Genomic DNA, 16203 nt, shown 5'->3' on the forward strand with positions numbered 1-16203 from the left:
GATGGATGGAGTGAATGAATATGACGAAACAACATAAAGCCTTCCAATTTCGTATGCTACCCAATAAAGAACAGGAAGTATTATTAGCCAAAACATTTGGTTGTGTTCGTTTTGTCTACAATCAGATGTTAGCAGAACGAAAAGAAATGTATGAAAAGTTCAAAGATGATAAAGAAGCACTTCAAGAGCAAAAGTTTCCGACTCCTGCAAAATATAAAGAAGAATTTCCATTTCTAAAAGAAGTGGATTCCCTAGCTTTGGCAAATGCACAATTGAACTTACAAAGCGCTTATAAGAACTTTTTTGAAGGAAATGCTGCATTTCCAAAGTTCAAAAATCGGAAAGCGAAACAATCTTACACAACCAATCGAGTAAACGGAAATATTGAATTGCAAGAAGGTCATATCAAATTACCCAAACTAAAATTAGTAAAAATCAAACAGCATCGAAAAATTCCTACTGATTATAAATTGAAGTCTTGTACGATTTCCAAAACAAAGTCAGGCAAATACTATATTTCGATTTTGACAGAATACGAGAAAGACATTAAACCTGTGTCCATTCAGGAAGTCGTCGGGCTCGATTTTGCGATGGATGGTCTATATGTTGAAAGCGAACAGGGTGAGAAAGCCAATTACCCTAAGTTCTACCGACAGTCCTTAGACAAAGTAGCAAAAGAACAACGCATCCTATCTCGCAGAAAGAAAGGTTCTGCACGTCGGGAAAAACAGCGTTTGAAAGTGGCTGCACTACAAGAAAAAACAGCCAATCAACGGAAAAACTTTCTTCACCAGCAATCAAAAGAATTAGCATCAACCTATGACGCTGTTGTTACCCGAAGACTTGGACATGAAAGGAATGTCTCAGGCCCTTCACTTTGGGAAAAGTGTTCACAACAACGGTTGGGGGATGTTCACGCTCTTTTTAGCGTACAAGCTAAAAGAACAAGGGAAACAACTTGTGAAAATTGATAAATGGTTTCCTTCCACTAAGAAGTGTTCTTCTTGTGGTGCAGAAAAACCGGTGAAACTATCTGAACGCACCTACCATTGTTCCTGCGGCTATGTGGCAGATCGTGACTATAGTTCCGCCATCAATATCAAAAATGAAGGGATACGCCTATTAGCGTTATCATAAGCAACCAAAACTCTTGGAACGAGAGGGTTAGCTCGGTCAATTTTCGTTGGCTAGTAAAAGCAACGATAAGTCGAGAAGCCCCCACTTCAAGCGACCCATAAGGGTGGTAAGTGGTGGGAGCAGTTCACAGAGGGGTTACGTTTAATGCATCGATTAGTTCATCCCGTCTTATTTTCGCATCGATATGGTAGGTTTCTTTTAATCTTTTTTCTGTCAATACTTCATTCGAATGGCCAAATGTCCTTACTTCGCCATTTTGCAGCAAAAGTAGCTTCTCTGAAAAGCGGGAAGCAAGATTCAAGTCATGCAGCACTGTTACAACTGTCTTACCCTGGGACGTGAGTGCTTGCAGTAATTTTAATATGTGCATTTGGTAATAGATATCAAGGGCGGAGACTGGTTCATCGAGTAAAATCAACGGTGCATCTTGTGCGAGAGCTTTTGCGATAAAGACGAGCTGTCGCTGACCACCGGACAAATTCAGGATGGAATCATCCCGAAAGCGCCACGTATTCGTTGCGAGCATCATTTCTTTTATGATCTCTTCGTCAGCTTTATTGGATTGTAAGAATTCACGATGAGCATGCCTCCCCATGGAAACAACCTCTTTGACATTGAAATTGAAATCGATATGGGTATCCTGGGGAACATAGCTTAAGTGTCGTGCCATTTCTTTATGGGAGTATGCTTTCTGATCCTTACCGGCAATCTTTATTTTTCCTTCCTTAGCAGTGATCAGTTGGGCAATTGTTTTCAGTAAAGTTGTTTTCCCGCTGCCGTTCGGACCAATTAGACCGATAAATTCGCCTGGCGCGACATGAAAGTTTATGTTTTTTAAAATCTGTTTATCACCGAGCGTTACATGTAAATTGCTAACATCGATCATAAAGACACTCCTTTGTAAGCTCTGATAATAAGAAAGACAAATAATGGGGCACCGATCAGGGCACTCACAACACCAACCTGCAATGTGATCGGCTGAATGACCATTCGCGAAATTAAGTCTGCTAAGATAAGGAATGCTGCCCCGCCAAGTGCACTTGCCGGTAAGAGTAGTCGGTGATCTGGCCCGATAGCAAGCCTTAATATATGCGGAACAACGAGTCCGATAAAGCCGATGATTCCACTAACAGCAACTGCTGCACCGGTGATTAATGCGGCAATGGTAAGCACAAAGTTGCGAGTAACCCGCGTGTTGATTCCCGAAGTTTTCGCATGATCTTCGCCGAGGAGCATCATATTCAACTGGCTGCCAAATAAGAATAAGATGATAATACCAATGGTAATCGGAATCGAGATAATGAGGACATGCTCCCATGTTCTGGCTTCAAGGCCTCCCTGCAACCAGAAAACGATGCCTCGCAGTTCTTGTTCGTTTTTAGATGTAGCGACGAGCACGTTCATCATTGCCGAGAAAAAGGAATTGACACCGATGCCGAGTAAAAGTAATACCGCTATACTTCGCTGATTCGTCGCTTTCCAGACAATGATGATGACAAACATAGCGAATAGGGCACCAATAAATGCAGATATTGGCAGCAACCACTGATTTATTGCTGACCAACCAAAAAATATCGCACAAACAGCACCGAGAGCAGCCCCGCTGGAAACACCGATATAACCGGGTTCAACGAGAGGGTTACGAAACAAGCCTTGCATTGCAACACCGGCAACCGCTAAAGCAGCACCGACAAAGCTTGCGACAAGTACGCGGGGAAGGCGGACCTCTGTAATGACGACCCACTGTTGGTCTGTGAAACCAGCATAATTAATGAGCTGTAGTTTATGTAAAAATATCATAATCGTTTCTTTAAAAGGAATCGAAATCGGTCCTAGAGAAACCCCTACGATAAACGCGACAGCTAGAATGATTGTCATCAGCACTAATGTAATTGTTGTTTTAAAGACGCGATTACGCTTCCATCTCATTGTTAATTTATTCATAAAGCACCTTCAATTTGTACTCCTCTCGGGTGGTAAGGGTAGTTGGATTTTCTTTTTATCACGTATTAACGGTCTGTAATATCCCCATCTTTAAATAGGAAGGAAACCCAATATGTGAAGGTCGGGGATAAACAGTCTGTAAATACCTGATTCTGTTCAACTAATATTCAGTGGAAGGAAGGTAAGGATTTCCCACTGAATGAAGTTTCACTTTATTGAATTACCATTATAGCAAAAAGAGGCAAGTTCTTCTTGCTTTTCGAGGAAATGTACTGAATCATTCATAATTTTATTAAAAAAGGCAGCGTTTCATCCAATTTTGTGGAAAAACACTGCCCGCTTGATTTCTAATATCTTATTTCGTACTTTCCACGGTGTTCCTAACGCCGGCAATGCCCAGCGGTCAAGGACGTACTAATCGGGGACTTTCCAGGCTAGAATGACGAGGATTGCAACCAGCAGCATGCTTGATCAAGAAGTGGGTTCAAGTATCATATAAATCGACATACAATTGTCCTTTGGAATCGATTTGTGCTAAAAATACATCACTAATATCATAGGCGCCTTGCTTTTTCACTTCTGTTTCTAGCCATTCAGCAGTGAACCCTAACACTTCCATGCTTTTTGTCATCATTTTTCCATCCATAATTAAAATCATCGGACCATGTTCCAAGGGAATTGGCATGTTTAACATTTTTGCAGTAACCGGTTGCTGATCGGTTTTTAACATAATACTTAATTTACCGTTCGTCTCTAATATAGCCATTTCAACGTCAGACACTTTAAAAACGTCTTTTTCCCTTAATAAGAGCATTAATTCATTGAGATTCATCAGATTCTTTTTCATATTCTTCTCAAGAATCTTGCCGTTTTCTATAAGGGTTGTCGCTTTTCCATCTGTCAGATTAGAGAATGCATTGGATTTCATTCCGATATAGGAGAGCAAGATTGGAAAGAGCCCCCACACGAATAATGACATTAAGCCATTCAATGCCTTAACATTCTGGTCAACAGACATTGTTGCAGCAATCGAGCCAATCGTGATCCCAACACAATAATCAAAAAATGTAAGCTGGGAAATTTGTTTCTTTCCCATCATTCTCGCCATGAGAAATAATAATAAAAAAGCTGCGATTGAGCGTAGTAAGATTAATATCAGTTCCGGCATCTTTTTTCCACCTTTTACATTTATTATTTAGCTTTAGTATGGGGCAAGATATGCATATCAATTCATGGAAAAGGAGGAGCATTTCTTTGCGTAAAATGATCGGTTTTATCTGTTTATTTGTCTTACTTGTTGGTTGTGAAAATAATTTCGGCGGTCAAGCTTTCTATGACCAGATTAAGGAGATAGAAAGCAGGGTGGAAGCAGAAGATTGGGAAGACGTCGTGGTGAAAGCTGAAGAATTGAAGGAATTGTATAAGCAAGATAAGTGGAAATTGCAATTATTAGGGGATGAGGATGAATATGAGGGCTTATATGAAGCCATCAATAAATTAATCACTGCGGGAAAAGGGAAGGATGAGGCGAACGTTCGGATGGAATTGTCCGGTATTCATACGCGTATTGAAGATATTTATTCGTTGTGACGAACGAGGCTTAGGTTTCCCCTAAACCTCGTTTGATCTTTTTCTGTCTATAAGCGGTCCAAGCTGTTTTTAAAGCAGAATATGTTCCAACTGCGGCGGCTCCGTAAAAGGCTCCCATAAAAAAACCTGCCCATAAATCACCTCGGTGACTGATGAATATGGAAATAATAAATCCGATAATGCTTGCTATCGTTGGGAAGAAGGCCCTGGGAATTGGAAAAAGTTTAAAGCATTGGGTTAATAGAACGACAGCTGGAACTGCAATGACACCATCCTAGAAATTAGTATGAATCGTCGGGAAATCCAAAGTAACTCCTCCTTTTTTAGTAATATGCCTTATTTTGAAAAAAATATTACACGCTCAGGTACCAGCCAACTGGGACAACTGCTCTGACCCCGTGTCCCGATCGGGACATGGGGTCAGAGCAGTTGTCCCAATCTGTTCATTATCTATTCATATTTGGGTTGTATTCTAGGGTTAGTGATATGAATAAGGTTGGAGGAATGAGGATGAATCTTGCTTGGAAAGAGATGAAGAAGAATAAGGTGAGATTTTTAATATTGGGTTCGATCGTTTTTCTTGTTAGTTTCCTAACGTTTATCATATCGGGGCTTGCGAATGGGTTGTCTCAGGATAATGCGGCTTTGATTAAAGATTTGTCGGATGGTCAGTTTTACATGAGTGAGGATGCGGAAGAGACGTATAACTTATCAAGGATTGATGTGGATACACAAGAAGAATTATTAGAAAAAGAGGAACAAGCTACAGCGTTGTCGATTCAGCTGGGATTTCTAAATGATGGAGACAACAAACAGCAAAGTGTCGCCTTTGTTACGTCAGCAGGTTCGGAAAATTTCCCTCAAGTAGGAAATGGGGAAGTCATCTTGGACCGCTCGCTGGAAGAGAAGGGCATTAAAGTTGGAGATACATTGACGAACAATCAATTTAGTGGTGAGTTTATTGTAAAAGGGTTTGTTGATCAAGAGAAATTCAGCCACGCGCCTGTTGCATTTATCCATACGGAAAACTATCAAGAAATGTACCGGGTAGAGGAGATGCAACTTGTCTTCATACCGAACGGGGAAACTACCGAATCGGTTAGCGGGCTACAAGCTTTTACAAAAGATGAATTTTTACATACGATTCCAAGCTTCAACGCAGAACAGCTGTCATTAAATATGATTGTCTGGTTTCTAGTTGTTATTAGCGGTATGTTGTTTGGCATTTTCTTTTATATGATGAACGTGCAAAAGATTGGCCTGTACGGCATTTTAAAAGCAATAGGTTACAAGACTAGTAGTCTATTCAAAATGATGTGGACGCAAATGATATTCATTACATTACTCGCCCTAGGAATATCCATTGCACTTAGTCAGGTTTTCAATCAGATTGCTCCGGACGGGATGCCCTTTAGCTTACCTGTCGGAACAACATTGCAATTGTCCATTGTATTCCTCGTGATTGGATTCATCGGTTCGACCTTATCAGGCATCCAGATAAAAAAGGTCAATCCTTTACAGGCAATTCAGCAAGGAGAGATGTAACATGTCCATACTAACAATGGAAGAAGTGGGAAAAACATTTACAAACGGAGAAATAGAAGAAGAGATATTGAAAGGAATCAATCTCTCGCTTCAGGAAGGGGAAGTTACGGCACTGGTCGGAGCATCCGGTTCTGGTAAAAGCACCCTACTCACGATAGCTGCAGGGCTACAAGACGTATCAGTCGGTCAAATAATTGTGAACGGAGAACGTTTAACCGGAATGAATCAGGAACAAATCCGTAAGATCCGTGCGAGTCAATTTGGTTTTGTTTTTCAATTTGCCCATCTCGTTCCGTTTCTTACCGCAGAAGAACAACTCTTGCTCATGCTTGAGGTTTCCGAATCGAAATTAACGAAACAGGAACAGAAAATAGAAGTCGATCGGATGTTGACATTGGTTGGAATGAGCCACCGGAAAAATGCGTATCCAGCTTCCATGTCAGGCGGGGAGAAGCAGCGGGTTGCCATTGCTCGGGCCATGATTCATAAGCCTAAAATTCTATTCGCGGATGAACCGACCGCAAGCTTGGATTCCAAGCGGTCGCAGGATATTATGGAATTAATCCGCGAACTGACGAAAAGTGAGAAGATCACGACCCTGATGGTCACACATGATGAAGAGATGCTAAAGTTTGTTGACCGTGTGGTTAAAATGAGCGATGGGGTCATTTAATGATCTCAATTCACTCACATTTAGCGTCCAACCCAGCCCTTGATATTGCACAGGGCTGTTTTTTTCTGTACAGTTTGGTTAAAGAAAATATTTTCATAGGAGTTAACAAAATGACAACTATTTTAATTGTTGATGATGATAAAAATATCTTGAATCTCGTATCCATCCATCTGTCTGAACAAGGCTATCACGTATTGAAAGCGAAGGATGGAATTGAAGCATTAGAAATTCTTCATGAAGAAAATTGTCACTTAGCAGTAGTTGACGTGATGATGCCGTTTATGGATGGTTACGAACTGACGAAGGAAATTAGGAGACAGTACAATATTCCAGTTATCCTGCTCACAGCTAAAAGTCAAATCGATGATAAAGAGCAAGGATTTAAGGCAGGAACAGACGATTATCTTGTGAAGCCGTTTGAGCCAAAGGAATTGGAGTTCCGGATTAAAGCGTTGTTGCGCCTTTATTATAATGAACACGATGAATTTACGATTCGAATCGGTGAGACTACGATTAATAAAAGGACGTATGAAGTGAAAGCCGGTGACCGGACCATTCTTTTACCATTAAAAGAGTTTGAACTATTATATTTTCTTATGTCACATCCGATGCAGGCATTTACCCGCGAGCATCTAATCGAACAAATTTGGGGCTTTGATTATGAGGGGGATGATCGCACTGTAGACGTGCATATTAAGCGGCTCAGGAAACGTTTTTCAACATGGACCGATGATTTCCAAATAAAAACTGTTAGAGGAGTCGGCTATTTACTCGAGGCGAAGCGCACATGAGGACACTTTATGTCAAGCTTGTTGTCATGACAATCGGGATCATGATACTCAGCAGTATTCTAGCTTTCCTTCTTTCCAATACGTACTACCAACAAAAATTAAAACCGGAAAACGATGAAAAAATTACAACAATCGCTGAATCGATAACGACTTATATTGATGAGAATCCGAACATTGATCTGATCGACTATTTGGAGAGCATTGCAGCTGTCGGTTATCAAATGTATTTGGTTGATGACACTCAGGAAGGGAATTTTTACGGAGCGGAATTCAGGGATAAGAGTCTTTCGAAACAGACGGTGGAACTTGTTTTAAACGGTGAAGTGTACCACGGCATCCTGGAGTTTCCCCAAGAAACATTTGTGACTGGCTTCTTTGCAAATGAATTGAAGAATACAATCGGTGTCCCGATAACACATGGCGGGAAAAATTATGCGCTCTTCCTGAGACCGGATATTAAATTACTCTTCAATGAAATGCATTTTCTATTTGCCTGGTTGCTTGTATTCACGATTCTGTTAAGTATTATTTTAGTAGCCATCAGCACGAAATATCTAGTTAAGCCGATATCCGAGTTAACGGCGGCAACGAAATTGCTTGCAGAAGCTAATTTTAATGTGGAAGTAGGGACAAACCGGAATGATGAGCTCGGAAAACTTTCACAAAGCTTTGTACAAATGGCGAAAAAGTTAGAACAAATGGATGATGTGCGGAAGGAATTCATCTCAAATATTTCCCATGATATCCAGTCTCCTCTATCTAATATTAAAGGTTATACGAATTTGCTGGAAAAAGAAGCGATTAGTGAGGAAGAGAGAGCTGAGTATATTTCCATCATTAATGGGGAGATCAAACGGCTGTCCAGTATGACGGATCAGTTATTACTTCTCGCATCATTGGATCGCAGTGATGATTTGGTAAAGCGGAAAACGTTCAATCTCGCGGAGCAGCTGAAAGAGTTGGTGCGGAACTATCAGTGGCAGATTAATGAAAAAGGAATCATGCTGGCGTATACATTACCAGATATTGAATTGAACGGGGACCCATCCTTATTGAATACGGTTTGGGATAATCTGTTATCAAATGCGATTAAATATAATAAGCCGGATGGAAGCATAAACCTATCCATCGAAGGAAAAGATGAAGCGGTTGTCATTCGGTTTGAAGATACAGGTATTGGGCTTGAATATACCGAAACGGAAAGGGTTTTTGACCGTTTTTACCGAGCTGATACGTCAAGGACAAGAACAGTTGAGGGGACAGGGCTCGGCTTATCGATTGTCTGGACGATAATTAAATTACATGGTGGCTCGATTCACGTTGACAGCAGAGAAGGGGAGGGGACTGTTTTCACCGTTGAGTTACCTAATCGTATATAATCTCTTTCCAATTCATCCTCTATTCATATTGATTCTGTAGATTATAGAGGAAGTTAAAAAACACTTATATGAATTGGAGAGGATGTAATGAATACTAGATATAGTATATTATTGTTGCGATTCGCAGCTGCTTTTGGTGTAGTTGGAGCGATCCTCGGAGCGCATATGGCTGGAGCAGGTTCGTATGCATTTCGACCGGTTCATGCACATATTTTAGTCGTCGGTTGGCTAAGCCTTTTCGCTTGGGCGGTATATTATAAGGTATTCCAGCCGTCTATCTCAGGCTTGGCAAAAGTCCATGTCTTTAGTGCAATTATTGGATCAGTTGGCCTTTGGGTTGGGATGTGGTTATACATGGTCAAGCCGTTGGAATTACCGGAAGCCGTGCTGCTTATTATTTATATTGGTGGTGGCGTTACATTACTGATTAGTTATATTGTGTTTTTCTTTATGACTCTGTTCGATAAAGGGAAAGCTTAAATATGAAAAACAGAAGCGCAGTTCTTTGAGGAATGAAGGATTCGCACTTCTGTTTTTTTTACTGTCTGTTCTTCAAATTTATACGATATTTATTCCATCACGATCCCAAAATCCCGCAATTCCCTCACAACTCGAGATATTGGCAAGCCAACAACCGTATAATAATCACCGATAATCTGTTTTACAAACATTGCACCTAAGCTCTGAATGCCGTATGCTCCCGCTTTGTCATAAGGATCTTCCGTCGATATATAAGCGTCGATTTCTTCTTCGCTGAGTGGCCAAAATTCTACTCTCGTTCGTTCGACAAATACCTTTTTCTCTTGTAATGAACGGATCATGACACCGGTATAGACATCATGTACTTGACCACTTAGAGTAGAAATCATTTGCTTTGCTTCATTTTTATTGCGGGGCTTTTCAAAAATCGTTTGCTCATAAGAAACGATGGTATCAGCTGATAAGACGATTGTGTTTAGATGTTGAATCGGGATATCTTCACCTTTCCAAATCGCTAGTTGCTTTACTTTATCGATTGGATCTGTTGTTGTAATCTGTGATTCATCTATATTTGCGCTTTGAACGGTAAAAGGGATATTCATTTGTTGTAATAATTCTTTTCTTCTTGGCGATGATGAGGCTAATATTAGTTTGTTTGCCATTCTAATTCCTCCTGCACGTGTTGGGTATAGTTTAATTATAGGTGAATGGGCACGATTGTCACAATTTATTTGGAGCCTATCAACTGTTTAATTCATCTTACTCAGGTATAATGATGGTTAGAAAAATGTGTGGAGAGGTTATGTAGTAATGAGTAGAATCTTATTTGTTATTATTGTTGTTTCGTTCTTGGATACGTTTATCCAATTGCCGATTATAACGCCATATGCGATGGAGTTAGGAGTATCCCATCTTTTGGCCGGGTCAATTGTTGCTATTTATTCGCTGACCAATATGATCGGTAATATTTTCGGTGGGCATTGGATTGATCGTTATGGAAGGAAAAGAATGCTTTTAACAGGGATGTTTTTCGCGGCAATCATCCTTATCTTTTATCCCCTTGCCCAGTCCGGTTGGCAGCTATTCTTTATTCGCTTCTTCCATGGACTTGCTGGTGGGGTGCTGATCCCGGCAGCTTTTGCATATGTTGGTGACATATCGAAGTCGAAAACACGTGGCAGATCGATGGCATTTACTGGTGCAGCTATCGGGATTGCGGCGATTGCAGGTCCAGCAATTGGCGGAGCGATGGCAGCAAGATCGCAAATAGAATATGTATTTATTTTCGTAGCGATTTTATTTTTCATTAGTACGTTTTTAATTTATCAGTTTATTGAGGAGTCCTATGTGTCTACGGAGAAAGGGAAGTTTTCTTTAAGTGAATTTATGCCGCTCCTAAAGCATCCACGAGTTCTCCAAGCATCACTTGCTGCGTTTGCTTTGATGATCAGTAACGGGACATTGGCATTTGCCTTGCCTTTAAAGGTGAGTGATATGGGACTTACATCTGAAACGACGGGAATGATGTTAAGTACATATGGCATTGTCGCACTTATTGTTTTTCTGACGCCAATCAACCGAATATTTGACCGGATTTCTTCATTATCCCTAGTTATTACTGGAATCATGATTATCGGTTCGGTGCATATTATGCTGAATATCGTAACGATTTACTCGGTGAACATGCTGCTTATGGTCGTTTACGGAATTGGCTTTGCCTTTGTATTCCCGTCGATGAATAAGATTGTTGCAGAGGCTTCATCTAAAGTGGATCGCGGGAAAGCGTACGGAATCTTTTACGCATTCTTTTCCCTTGGGGCCGTTGCAGGCTCGTTCGTTTCCGGGGCGACAGCGGAGACGTTGGGTCTGCCGTTTTTCTCAAGTGCGATTACGATGATGACGGTTGGAGTGATCTTGATATTTATTGCGAGGAAATATCCTGTTAAAGGGAAGGAATAGTTAAAAGATAAGCAGGCTGCCTTGGTGTAGTCTGCTTTTTTTGCCGTCAAAAAAGAACATCACACCTGTCATATTCTCATTATTAGCGTATAATAAAAACGATAGACGTAGTAGAAAAAAGATGTTTGTCTGTTTTTCAATGAATAAAGGTGGTATAAACTTGAAACTAAAAAAAGTGCTGCCGATTCTTTTTATGATTATGTTCCTTGTGATGGTTGGCTTTGGGATCATCATTCCAGTGCTCCCGTTCTATGCGGAAGAGTTAGGTGCCTCGCCAACGGAACTTGGATTATTAATGGCAGTATATTCATTCATGCAATTTTTATTTGCGCCGATGTGGGGAAAAATATCAGACAGGTATGGTAGGAAACCAGTTATTCTTGTAGGGATATTTGGTTTATCGTTATCCTTTTTCCTCATGGCATTATCTACACAAGTATGGATGCTGTTTGCCGCCCGGGTTATCGGTGGAGCGTTATCAGCAGCTAACATGCCGACTGTGATGGCGTATGTTGCGGACATCACAACGGAAGAAGACCGCAGTAAAGGAATGGGGATAATCGGTGCAGCGACAGGACTAGGATTTATTTTCGGTCCAGCGATTGGCGGAGTATTCACGAATATCAATCTGCATGCACCATTTTATATAGCAGGAACATTATCATTCCTGACACTCCTTTTCGTGATGTTTTTCTTGAAAGAGTCCTTGCATTATTCCGAAGCTGGAAAAGCTGGTAGAGACAAGAAACCGCCCTTCCGTAAAGCAATTGCGGGACCGTTTGCGTTGCTCTACTTCTTGCAATTTTTCATTACATTATCCCTTGCCGGACTGGAGGCAACATTCGCCTATTTCGCAGCGGCTAAAGCAGGGCTTGATGCGGTGAAACTTGGTTATATCTTTATGATAATGGGACTTGCAAGTGCAGCTGTTCAAGGAAATATGGGGAAAATGACGAAAAAATTTGGCGAAGTGCGGATTATCCAATCAGGGATTATCATCTCGGCTATTGGGTTTGCACTGATTTTATTCACACAGAACTTTATCACTGCAGCTATTTTCCTTGCGATATTCGGAGTGGGAAATGGTGTGATTCGCCCAAGTATTTCGTCTCTCTTAACGAAAAAATCACGTGCGGGTTATGGTAGGACGACAGGTTATCTATCTTCCTTCGATTCCCTTGGAAGAATTATTGGTCCGGTACTCGGCGGAGTTCTATATTCAATTGCGATTGAACTGCCATATATTTCAGGAATTATTTTATCTATCGCAGCATTCTCCCTTGTTAAAGGATCAGCTCGCGGTCGAATGAGTACTTAATTTATTGGTGCAAACACTAAAAAAAGGAGTCGGAGTCGTACAATGGCAAAGCAAAAATATTATGTCGTTTGGGAAGGCAGGAAGCCCGGAATTTATACAAGCTGGGCAGAGTGCCAGAAACAGATGAAGGGTTATAAACAAGCGAAATTCAAATCTTATATGATTCGTAAAGAAGCGGAAAAGGCGTTTGAAGAAGGCTGGAAGAAGAATTGGGGGAGTGGTGGAAATACGGCTGCTGTATCTAGTAAGAGGTCAATGAACAATGCTTCTACAAGTGCATCTACAGAAAAAATAGATTATGACAGTATTTCGGTTGATGTTGGTACCCGCGGGAATCCAGGTCCGATTGAGTATCAAGCGGTAGACACGCGGACAGGAGAAGTCGTATTTTCCTATGGTCCGATTAAAAAAGGAACGAATAACCTAGGAGAATTCTTGGCAATTGTACACGCCCTAGCATATCTACAGAAGCAAGGTAGCAATAAGACGATTTATACGGATTCGGTTAATGCGATGAAATGGGTGCGGGAAAAGAAGGTTTCGACAACGCTGAAACGGGATGCATCGACGGAAGAGGTTTGGAATTTGGTTGACCGGGCGCTTCACTGGCTTCATACCCATACGTATGAAAATAAAATTAAGAAATGGGATACGAAGAAGTGGGGCGAGATTAAGGCGGATTATGGAAGGAAATAGAGCGAAATATAACCTTATTAAAAGGGCCAAATTAAATGGAATAGCAGGGCAGTTCAGTTGAAGAAGAATTGAGGAAATAATCTCGATTCTTCTTTTTTGTCTTATACAATATCCTTAATCAAATAAACTTGAATAAGAGAGAGGAAAATGATAAAGTTTATTCAAATATATATTTGAATAATAATGAGGTGAGGATATGAGTAAGAAAGATACTTGTGAAATCTTTTGTTATGACGAAGAAAAGGTTAATCGAATACAGGAGGGTTTACAGACAGTAGACATTTCTGGTGTAGCCAAAATGTTTAAAGCAATTGCCGATGAAAATAGAGCGAAAATCACATATGTATTGTGCCAAGAAGAGGAATTATGTGTGTGTGATATATCAAATATTATTGGTTCAACAATAGCAAATGCTTCTCATCATTTACGAACACTCTATAAGCAAGGTGTAGTGAAGTATCGGAAAGAAGGAAAATTATCCTTTTATTCGTTGGATGATGAACATATCAAGCAGTTAATGATGATTGCGTTAGCCCACAGGCAAGAGGTGAAGGTCAATGCCTGAACAGCTAGTTAAACGATCCGAACAAGAAGTGAAAGCATATCGTGTTCAAGGATTTTCTTGTGCAAATTGTGCAGCTACATTTGAAAGTAATGTTAAAGAATTGCCAGGTGTACAGGATGCAAAAGTAAATTTTGGAGCATCTAAGGTTTATGTTAAAGGGGAGACAACAATTGAGGATTTAGAAAAGGCTGGATCCTTTGAGAATTTAAAGGTTCGGGATGATAAAGAGAAAAGAGTGGAGCAGAAACCTTTCTGGAAGCAAAAAGAAAACATAAAGGTATATGTTTCAGCGGTTTTACTAGTTATTAGTTGGTTTTTAGTGCAGGAATACGGAGAAGGGCATATGATTCCAACAGTTGGTTACGCAACCTCGATTTTGATTGGTGGTTATTCCCTATTTATTGCAGGTTTTAAAAACTTAAGCAGATTAAACTTCGATATGAAGACATTAATGACGATTGCGGTTATAGGGGCGGCCATCATCGGTGAATGGGGCGAAGGAGCAACCGTTGTCATTCTTTTTGCCATCACGGAAGCATTAGAGCGTTATTCAATGGATACTGCTCGTAAATCGATTGAATCATTGATGGATATTGCACCTAATGAAGCGTTAATTCGTCGTAGAAAGGAAGAAGTGATGGTAAACGTGGAAGATATCCAAGTGAACGATATTATGATCGTAAAACCTGGTCAAAAATTGGCTATGGATGGAGTGGTTATCAAGGGAACTTCTACGATAAATCAGGCTGCGATTACTGGTGAAAGTGTCCCAGTTAGAAAAACAATGAATGATGAAGTATTTGCGGGAACGTTGAATGAAGAGGGGTTACTTGAAGTCAAAGTAACAAAACATGTGGAGGATACCACTTTATCTAAAATTATTCATCTTGTAGAAGAAGCCCAAGCAGAACGAGCACCCACTCAAGCATTTGTTGATAAATTTGCGAAATATTATACACCAGCTATTGTTATATTATCTCTACTAGTTGCTGTTGTTCCTCCATTGTTGTTTGGTGATGCCTGGGGAGAATGGATTTATCAAGGTTTAGCTGTATTAGTGGTTGGTTGCCCATGTGCCTTAGTTGTTTCAACCCCTATTGCCGTTGTTACTGCGATTGGAAATGCTGCGAGGCATGGTGTGTTAATCAAAGGCGGCGTCCATTTAGAAGAATCTGGAGCACTTCAAGCTATTGCTTTTGATAAAACTGGAACATTAACAAAGGGGGTACCTTCTGTAACTGACATTGTGACATATGGTGAAAATGAAAGTGAATGGTTAACCATAACGGCTGCTATTGAAAAAAGTTCCCAACACCCACTGGCTTCAGCGATCGTAAGAAAGGCAGAGGAAAAAAGATTAAAATTTAATAATGTGACAGTTGAAGAATTTCAATCCATTACAGGTAAAGGTGTAAAAGCAAAAGTGAACAATGTATTGTACTATGTCGGAAGTCCCGATCTGTTTGCGGAACTGCATGGAAGTATCGAAAGCACGATCAAGGAAAAAATTACTCATATGCAATTAGAAGGGAAAACGGTGATGGTGTTAGGAACAGAAAATGAAATCTTTTCGTTGATTGCTGTTGCCGACGAAATGAGGGAATCGTCCAAAGAAGTTATAGGGAAATTGAACAATTTGGGAATAGAAACAGTCATGCTGACAGGAGATAACCAAAGGACTGCAACAGCAATCGGAAAACAAGTTGGAGTTTCTGACATTAAAGCTGATTTACTTCCAGAAGATAAGTTAAATTTAATTAAAGAGCTTCGCGGAAAGCATCAAAATGTGGCAATGGTTGGAGATGGTGTGAACGATGCTCCAGCACTTGCAGCATCAACCGTTGGTGTAGCGATGGGGGGAGCTGGAACGGATACGGCATTAGAAACAGCCGATGTTGCTTTAATGTCCGATGATTTAAGCAAATTGCCATATACGGTTAGATTGAGCCGGAGGGCTTTAGCGATTATCAAACAAAACATCATTTTCTCTTTAGCAATTAAGGCTGTGGCTTTATTGTTGGTTGTTCCTGGTTGGTTAACGCTATGGATAGCGATATTTGCGGATATGGGGGCAACATTGCTTGTGACGTTAAATAGTTTACGACTATTAAAGGTAAAAGAGTAAA

Annotated in this window: 15 protein-coding genes and 1 pseudogene; 12 read left to right on the plus strand and 4 right to left on the minus strand. The window is 40.5% G+C overall.

Translation table 11 applies throughout. The features are described 5' to 3' along the window. Positions 1-20 precede the first annotated feature (20 nt). Positions 21-1137, plus strand: a pseudogene (locus IEX94_RS14725) (RNA-guided endonuclease InsQ/TnpB family protein). A gap of 124 nt (positions 1138-1261) precedes the next feature. On the opposite strand, the gene IEX94_RS14730 reads toward IEX94_RS14725, so the two are convergent. The 3 genes from IEX94_RS14730 to IEX94_RS14740 form a co-directional block, all read right to left on the minus strand. Further along, positions 1262-2023: an ABC transporter ATP-binding protein gene (locus IEX94_RS14730; protein WP_188858525.1), complete on the minus strand. Its 762-nt coding sequence runs from the start codon at positions 2021-2023 to the stop codon at positions 1262-1264. After that, the gene (locus IEX94_RS14735) at positions 2020-3081 is read right to left on the minus strand and encodes a FecCD family ABC transporter permease (protein WP_229782739.1); all 1062 of its coding nucleotides are present in this window, start codon (positions 3079-3081) and stop codon (positions 2020-2022) included. The genes IEX94_RS14730 and IEX94_RS14735 overlap by 4 nt, the downstream gene beginning before the upstream one ends. Positions 3082-3565: 484 nt before the next feature. Then, entirely contained in the window at positions 3566-4249 is a 684-nt protein-coding gene (locus IEX94_RS14740; protein WP_188858527.1) for a DUF421 domain-containing protein, read from the minus strand. An 86-nt stretch (positions 4250-4335) separates the two neighbouring features. On the opposite strand from IEX94_RS14740, the gene IEX94_RS14745 reads away from it, so the two are divergent. The 6 genes from IEX94_RS14745 to IEX94_RS14770 all read left to right on the plus strand — a co-directional run bounded on the left by IEX94_RS14745 (position 4336) and on the right by IEX94_RS14770 (position 9539). Continuing rightward, positions 4336-4671, plus strand: a complete 336-nt coding sequence (locus IEX94_RS14745) for a DUF4363 family protein (RefSeq protein WP_188858529.1) — start codon at positions 4336-4338, stop codon at positions 4669-4671. A gap of 510 nt (positions 4672-5181) precedes the next feature. Next, entirely contained in the window at positions 5182-6216 is a 1035-nt protein-coding gene (locus tag IEX94_RS14750; protein WP_188858531.1) for an ABC transporter permease, read from the plus strand. Between the two features lies 1 nt (position 6217). After that, a complete protein-coding gene (locus IEX94_RS14755) occupies positions 6218-6889 on the plus strand; it encodes an ABC transporter ATP-binding protein (RefSeq protein ID WP_188858533.1) in 672 nt (223 codons plus the stop codon). A gap of 110 nt (positions 6890-6999) precedes the next feature. After that, positions 7000-7680, plus strand: coding sequence for a response regulator transcription factor (locus IEX94_RS14760; protein ID WP_188858535.1), 681 nt, complete (start codon positions 7000-7002; stop codon positions 7678-7680). Continuing rightward, entirely contained in the window at positions 7677-9059 is a 1383-nt protein-coding gene (locus IEX94_RS14765) for a sensor histidine kinase (protein ID WP_188858537.1), read from the plus strand. Before IEX94_RS14760 ends, IEX94_RS14765 begins: the two co-directional genes overlap by 4 nt. Positions 9060-9146: 87 nt before the next feature. Further along, positions 9147-9539, plus strand: coding sequence for a hypothetical protein (locus IEX94_RS14770; RefSeq protein WP_188858539.1), 393 nt, complete (start codon positions 9147-9149; stop codon positions 9537-9539). Between the two features lie 89 nt (positions 9540-9628). On the opposite strand, the gene IEX94_RS14775 is transcribed toward IEX94_RS14770, so the two are convergent. Beyond that, on the minus strand, positions 9629-10201 hold the full coding sequence (locus IEX94_RS14775; RefSeq protein WP_188858541.1) for a Maf family protein: 573 nt from the start codon (positions 10199-10201) through the stop codon (positions 9629-9631). A gap of 148 nt (positions 10202-10349) precedes the next feature. Here IEX94_RS14775 and IEX94_RS14780 point away from each other — a divergent pair, with 148 nt between their 5' ends. The 5 genes from IEX94_RS14780 to IEX94_RS14800 all read left to right on the plus strand — a co-directional run bounded on the left by IEX94_RS14780 (position 10350) and on the right by IEX94_RS14800 (position 16202). Continuing rightward, positions 10350-11498 carry an MFS transporter gene (locus IEX94_RS14780; RefSeq protein ID WP_188858543.1) on the plus strand — a complete coding sequence of 383 codons (1149 nt, stop codon included), beginning with the start codon at positions 10350-10352 and terminating at the stop codon, positions 11496-11498. 160 nt (positions 11499-11658) lie between these two features. Then, on the plus strand, positions 11659-12816 hold the full coding sequence (locus tag IEX94_RS14785; protein ID WP_229782740.1) for an MFS transporter: 1158 nt from the start codon (positions 11659-11661) through the stop codon (positions 12814-12816). 42 nt (positions 12817-12858) lie between these two features. After that, a complete protein-coding gene (gene rnhA, locus IEX94_RS14790; protein WP_188858547.1) occupies positions 12859-13512 on the plus strand; it encodes a ribonuclease H in 654 nt (217 codons plus the stop codon). 196 nt (positions 13513-13708) lie between these two features. After that, positions 13709-14077 (plus strand): ArsR/SmtB family transcription factor, encoded by a 369-nt coding sequence (locus IEX94_RS14795; protein ID WP_188858549.1) that lies wholly within the window; start codon positions 13709-13711, stop codon positions 14075-14077. Continuing rightward, entirely contained in the window at positions 14070-16202 is a 2133-nt protein-coding gene (locus IEX94_RS14800) for a heavy metal translocating P-type ATPase (RefSeq protein WP_188858551.1), read from the plus strand. The genes IEX94_RS14795 and IEX94_RS14800 overlap by 8 nt, the downstream gene beginning before the upstream one ends. Position 16203 lies beyond the last annotated feature (1 nt).

This window comes from Oceanobacillus indicireducens, from assembly GCF_014647195.1.
In the GTDB taxonomy this organism is placed as follows: domain Bacteria; phylum Bacillota; class Bacilli; order Bacillales; family Amphibacillaceae; genus Oceanobacillus; species Oceanobacillus indicireducens.

What these genes read in the sequence shown, in the direction of transcription:
- IEX94_RS14780 (WP_188858543.1), top strand. Translation starts at nt 10,350, where the DNA reads ATGAGTAGAATCTTATTTGTTATTATTGTTGTTTCGTTCTTGGATACG.
- IEX94_RS14730 (WP_188858525.1), bottom strand. Translation starts at nt 2,023, where the DNA reads ATGATCGATGTTAGCAATTTACATGTAACGCTCGGTGATAAACAGATT.
- IEX94_RS14755 (WP_188858533.1), top strand. Translation starts at nt 6,218, where the DNA reads ATGTCCATACTAACAATGGAAGAAGTGGGAAAAACATTTACAAACGGA.
- IEX94_RS14800 (WP_188858551.1), top strand. Translation starts at nt 14,070, where the DNA reads ATGCCTGAACAGCTAGTTAAACGATCCGAACAAGAAGTGAAAGCATAT.
- IEX94_RS14750 (WP_188858531.1), top strand. Translation starts at nt 5,182, where the DNA reads ATGAATCTTGCTTGGAAAGAGATGAAGAAGAATAAGGTGAGATTTTTA.
- IEX94_RS14735 (WP_229782739.1), bottom strand. Translation starts at nt 3,081, where the DNA reads ATGAATAAATTAACAATGAGATGGAAGCGTAATCGCGTCTTTAAAACA.
- IEX94_RS14765 (WP_188858537.1), top strand. Translation starts at nt 7,677, where the DNA reads ATGAGGACACTTTATGTCAAGCTTGTTGTCATGACAATCGGGATCATG.
- IEX94_RS14795 (WP_188858549.1), top strand. Translation starts at nt 13,709, where the DNA reads ATGAGTAAGAAAGATACTTGTGAAATCTTTTGTTATGACGAAGAAAAG.
- IEX94_RS14740 (WP_188858527.1), bottom strand. Translation starts at nt 4,249, where the DNA reads ATGCCGGAACTGATATTAATCTTACTACGCTCAATCGCAGCTTTTTTA.
- IEX94_RS14760 (WP_188858535.1), top strand. Translation starts at nt 7,000, where the DNA reads ATGACAACTATTTTAATTGTTGATGATGATAAAAATATCTTGAATCTC.
- IEX94_RS14770 (WP_188858539.1), top strand. Translation starts at nt 9,147, where the DNA reads ATGAATACTAGATATAGTATATTATTGTTGCGATTCGCAGCTGCTTTT.
- rnhA (WP_188858547.1), top strand. Translation starts at nt 12,859, where the DNA reads ATGGCAAAGCAAAAATATTATGTCGTTTGGGAAGGCAGGAAGCCCGGA.
- IEX94_RS14775 (WP_188858541.1), bottom strand. Translation starts at nt 10,201, where the DNA reads ATGGCAAACAAACTAATATTAGCCTCATCATCGCCAAGAAGAAAAGAA.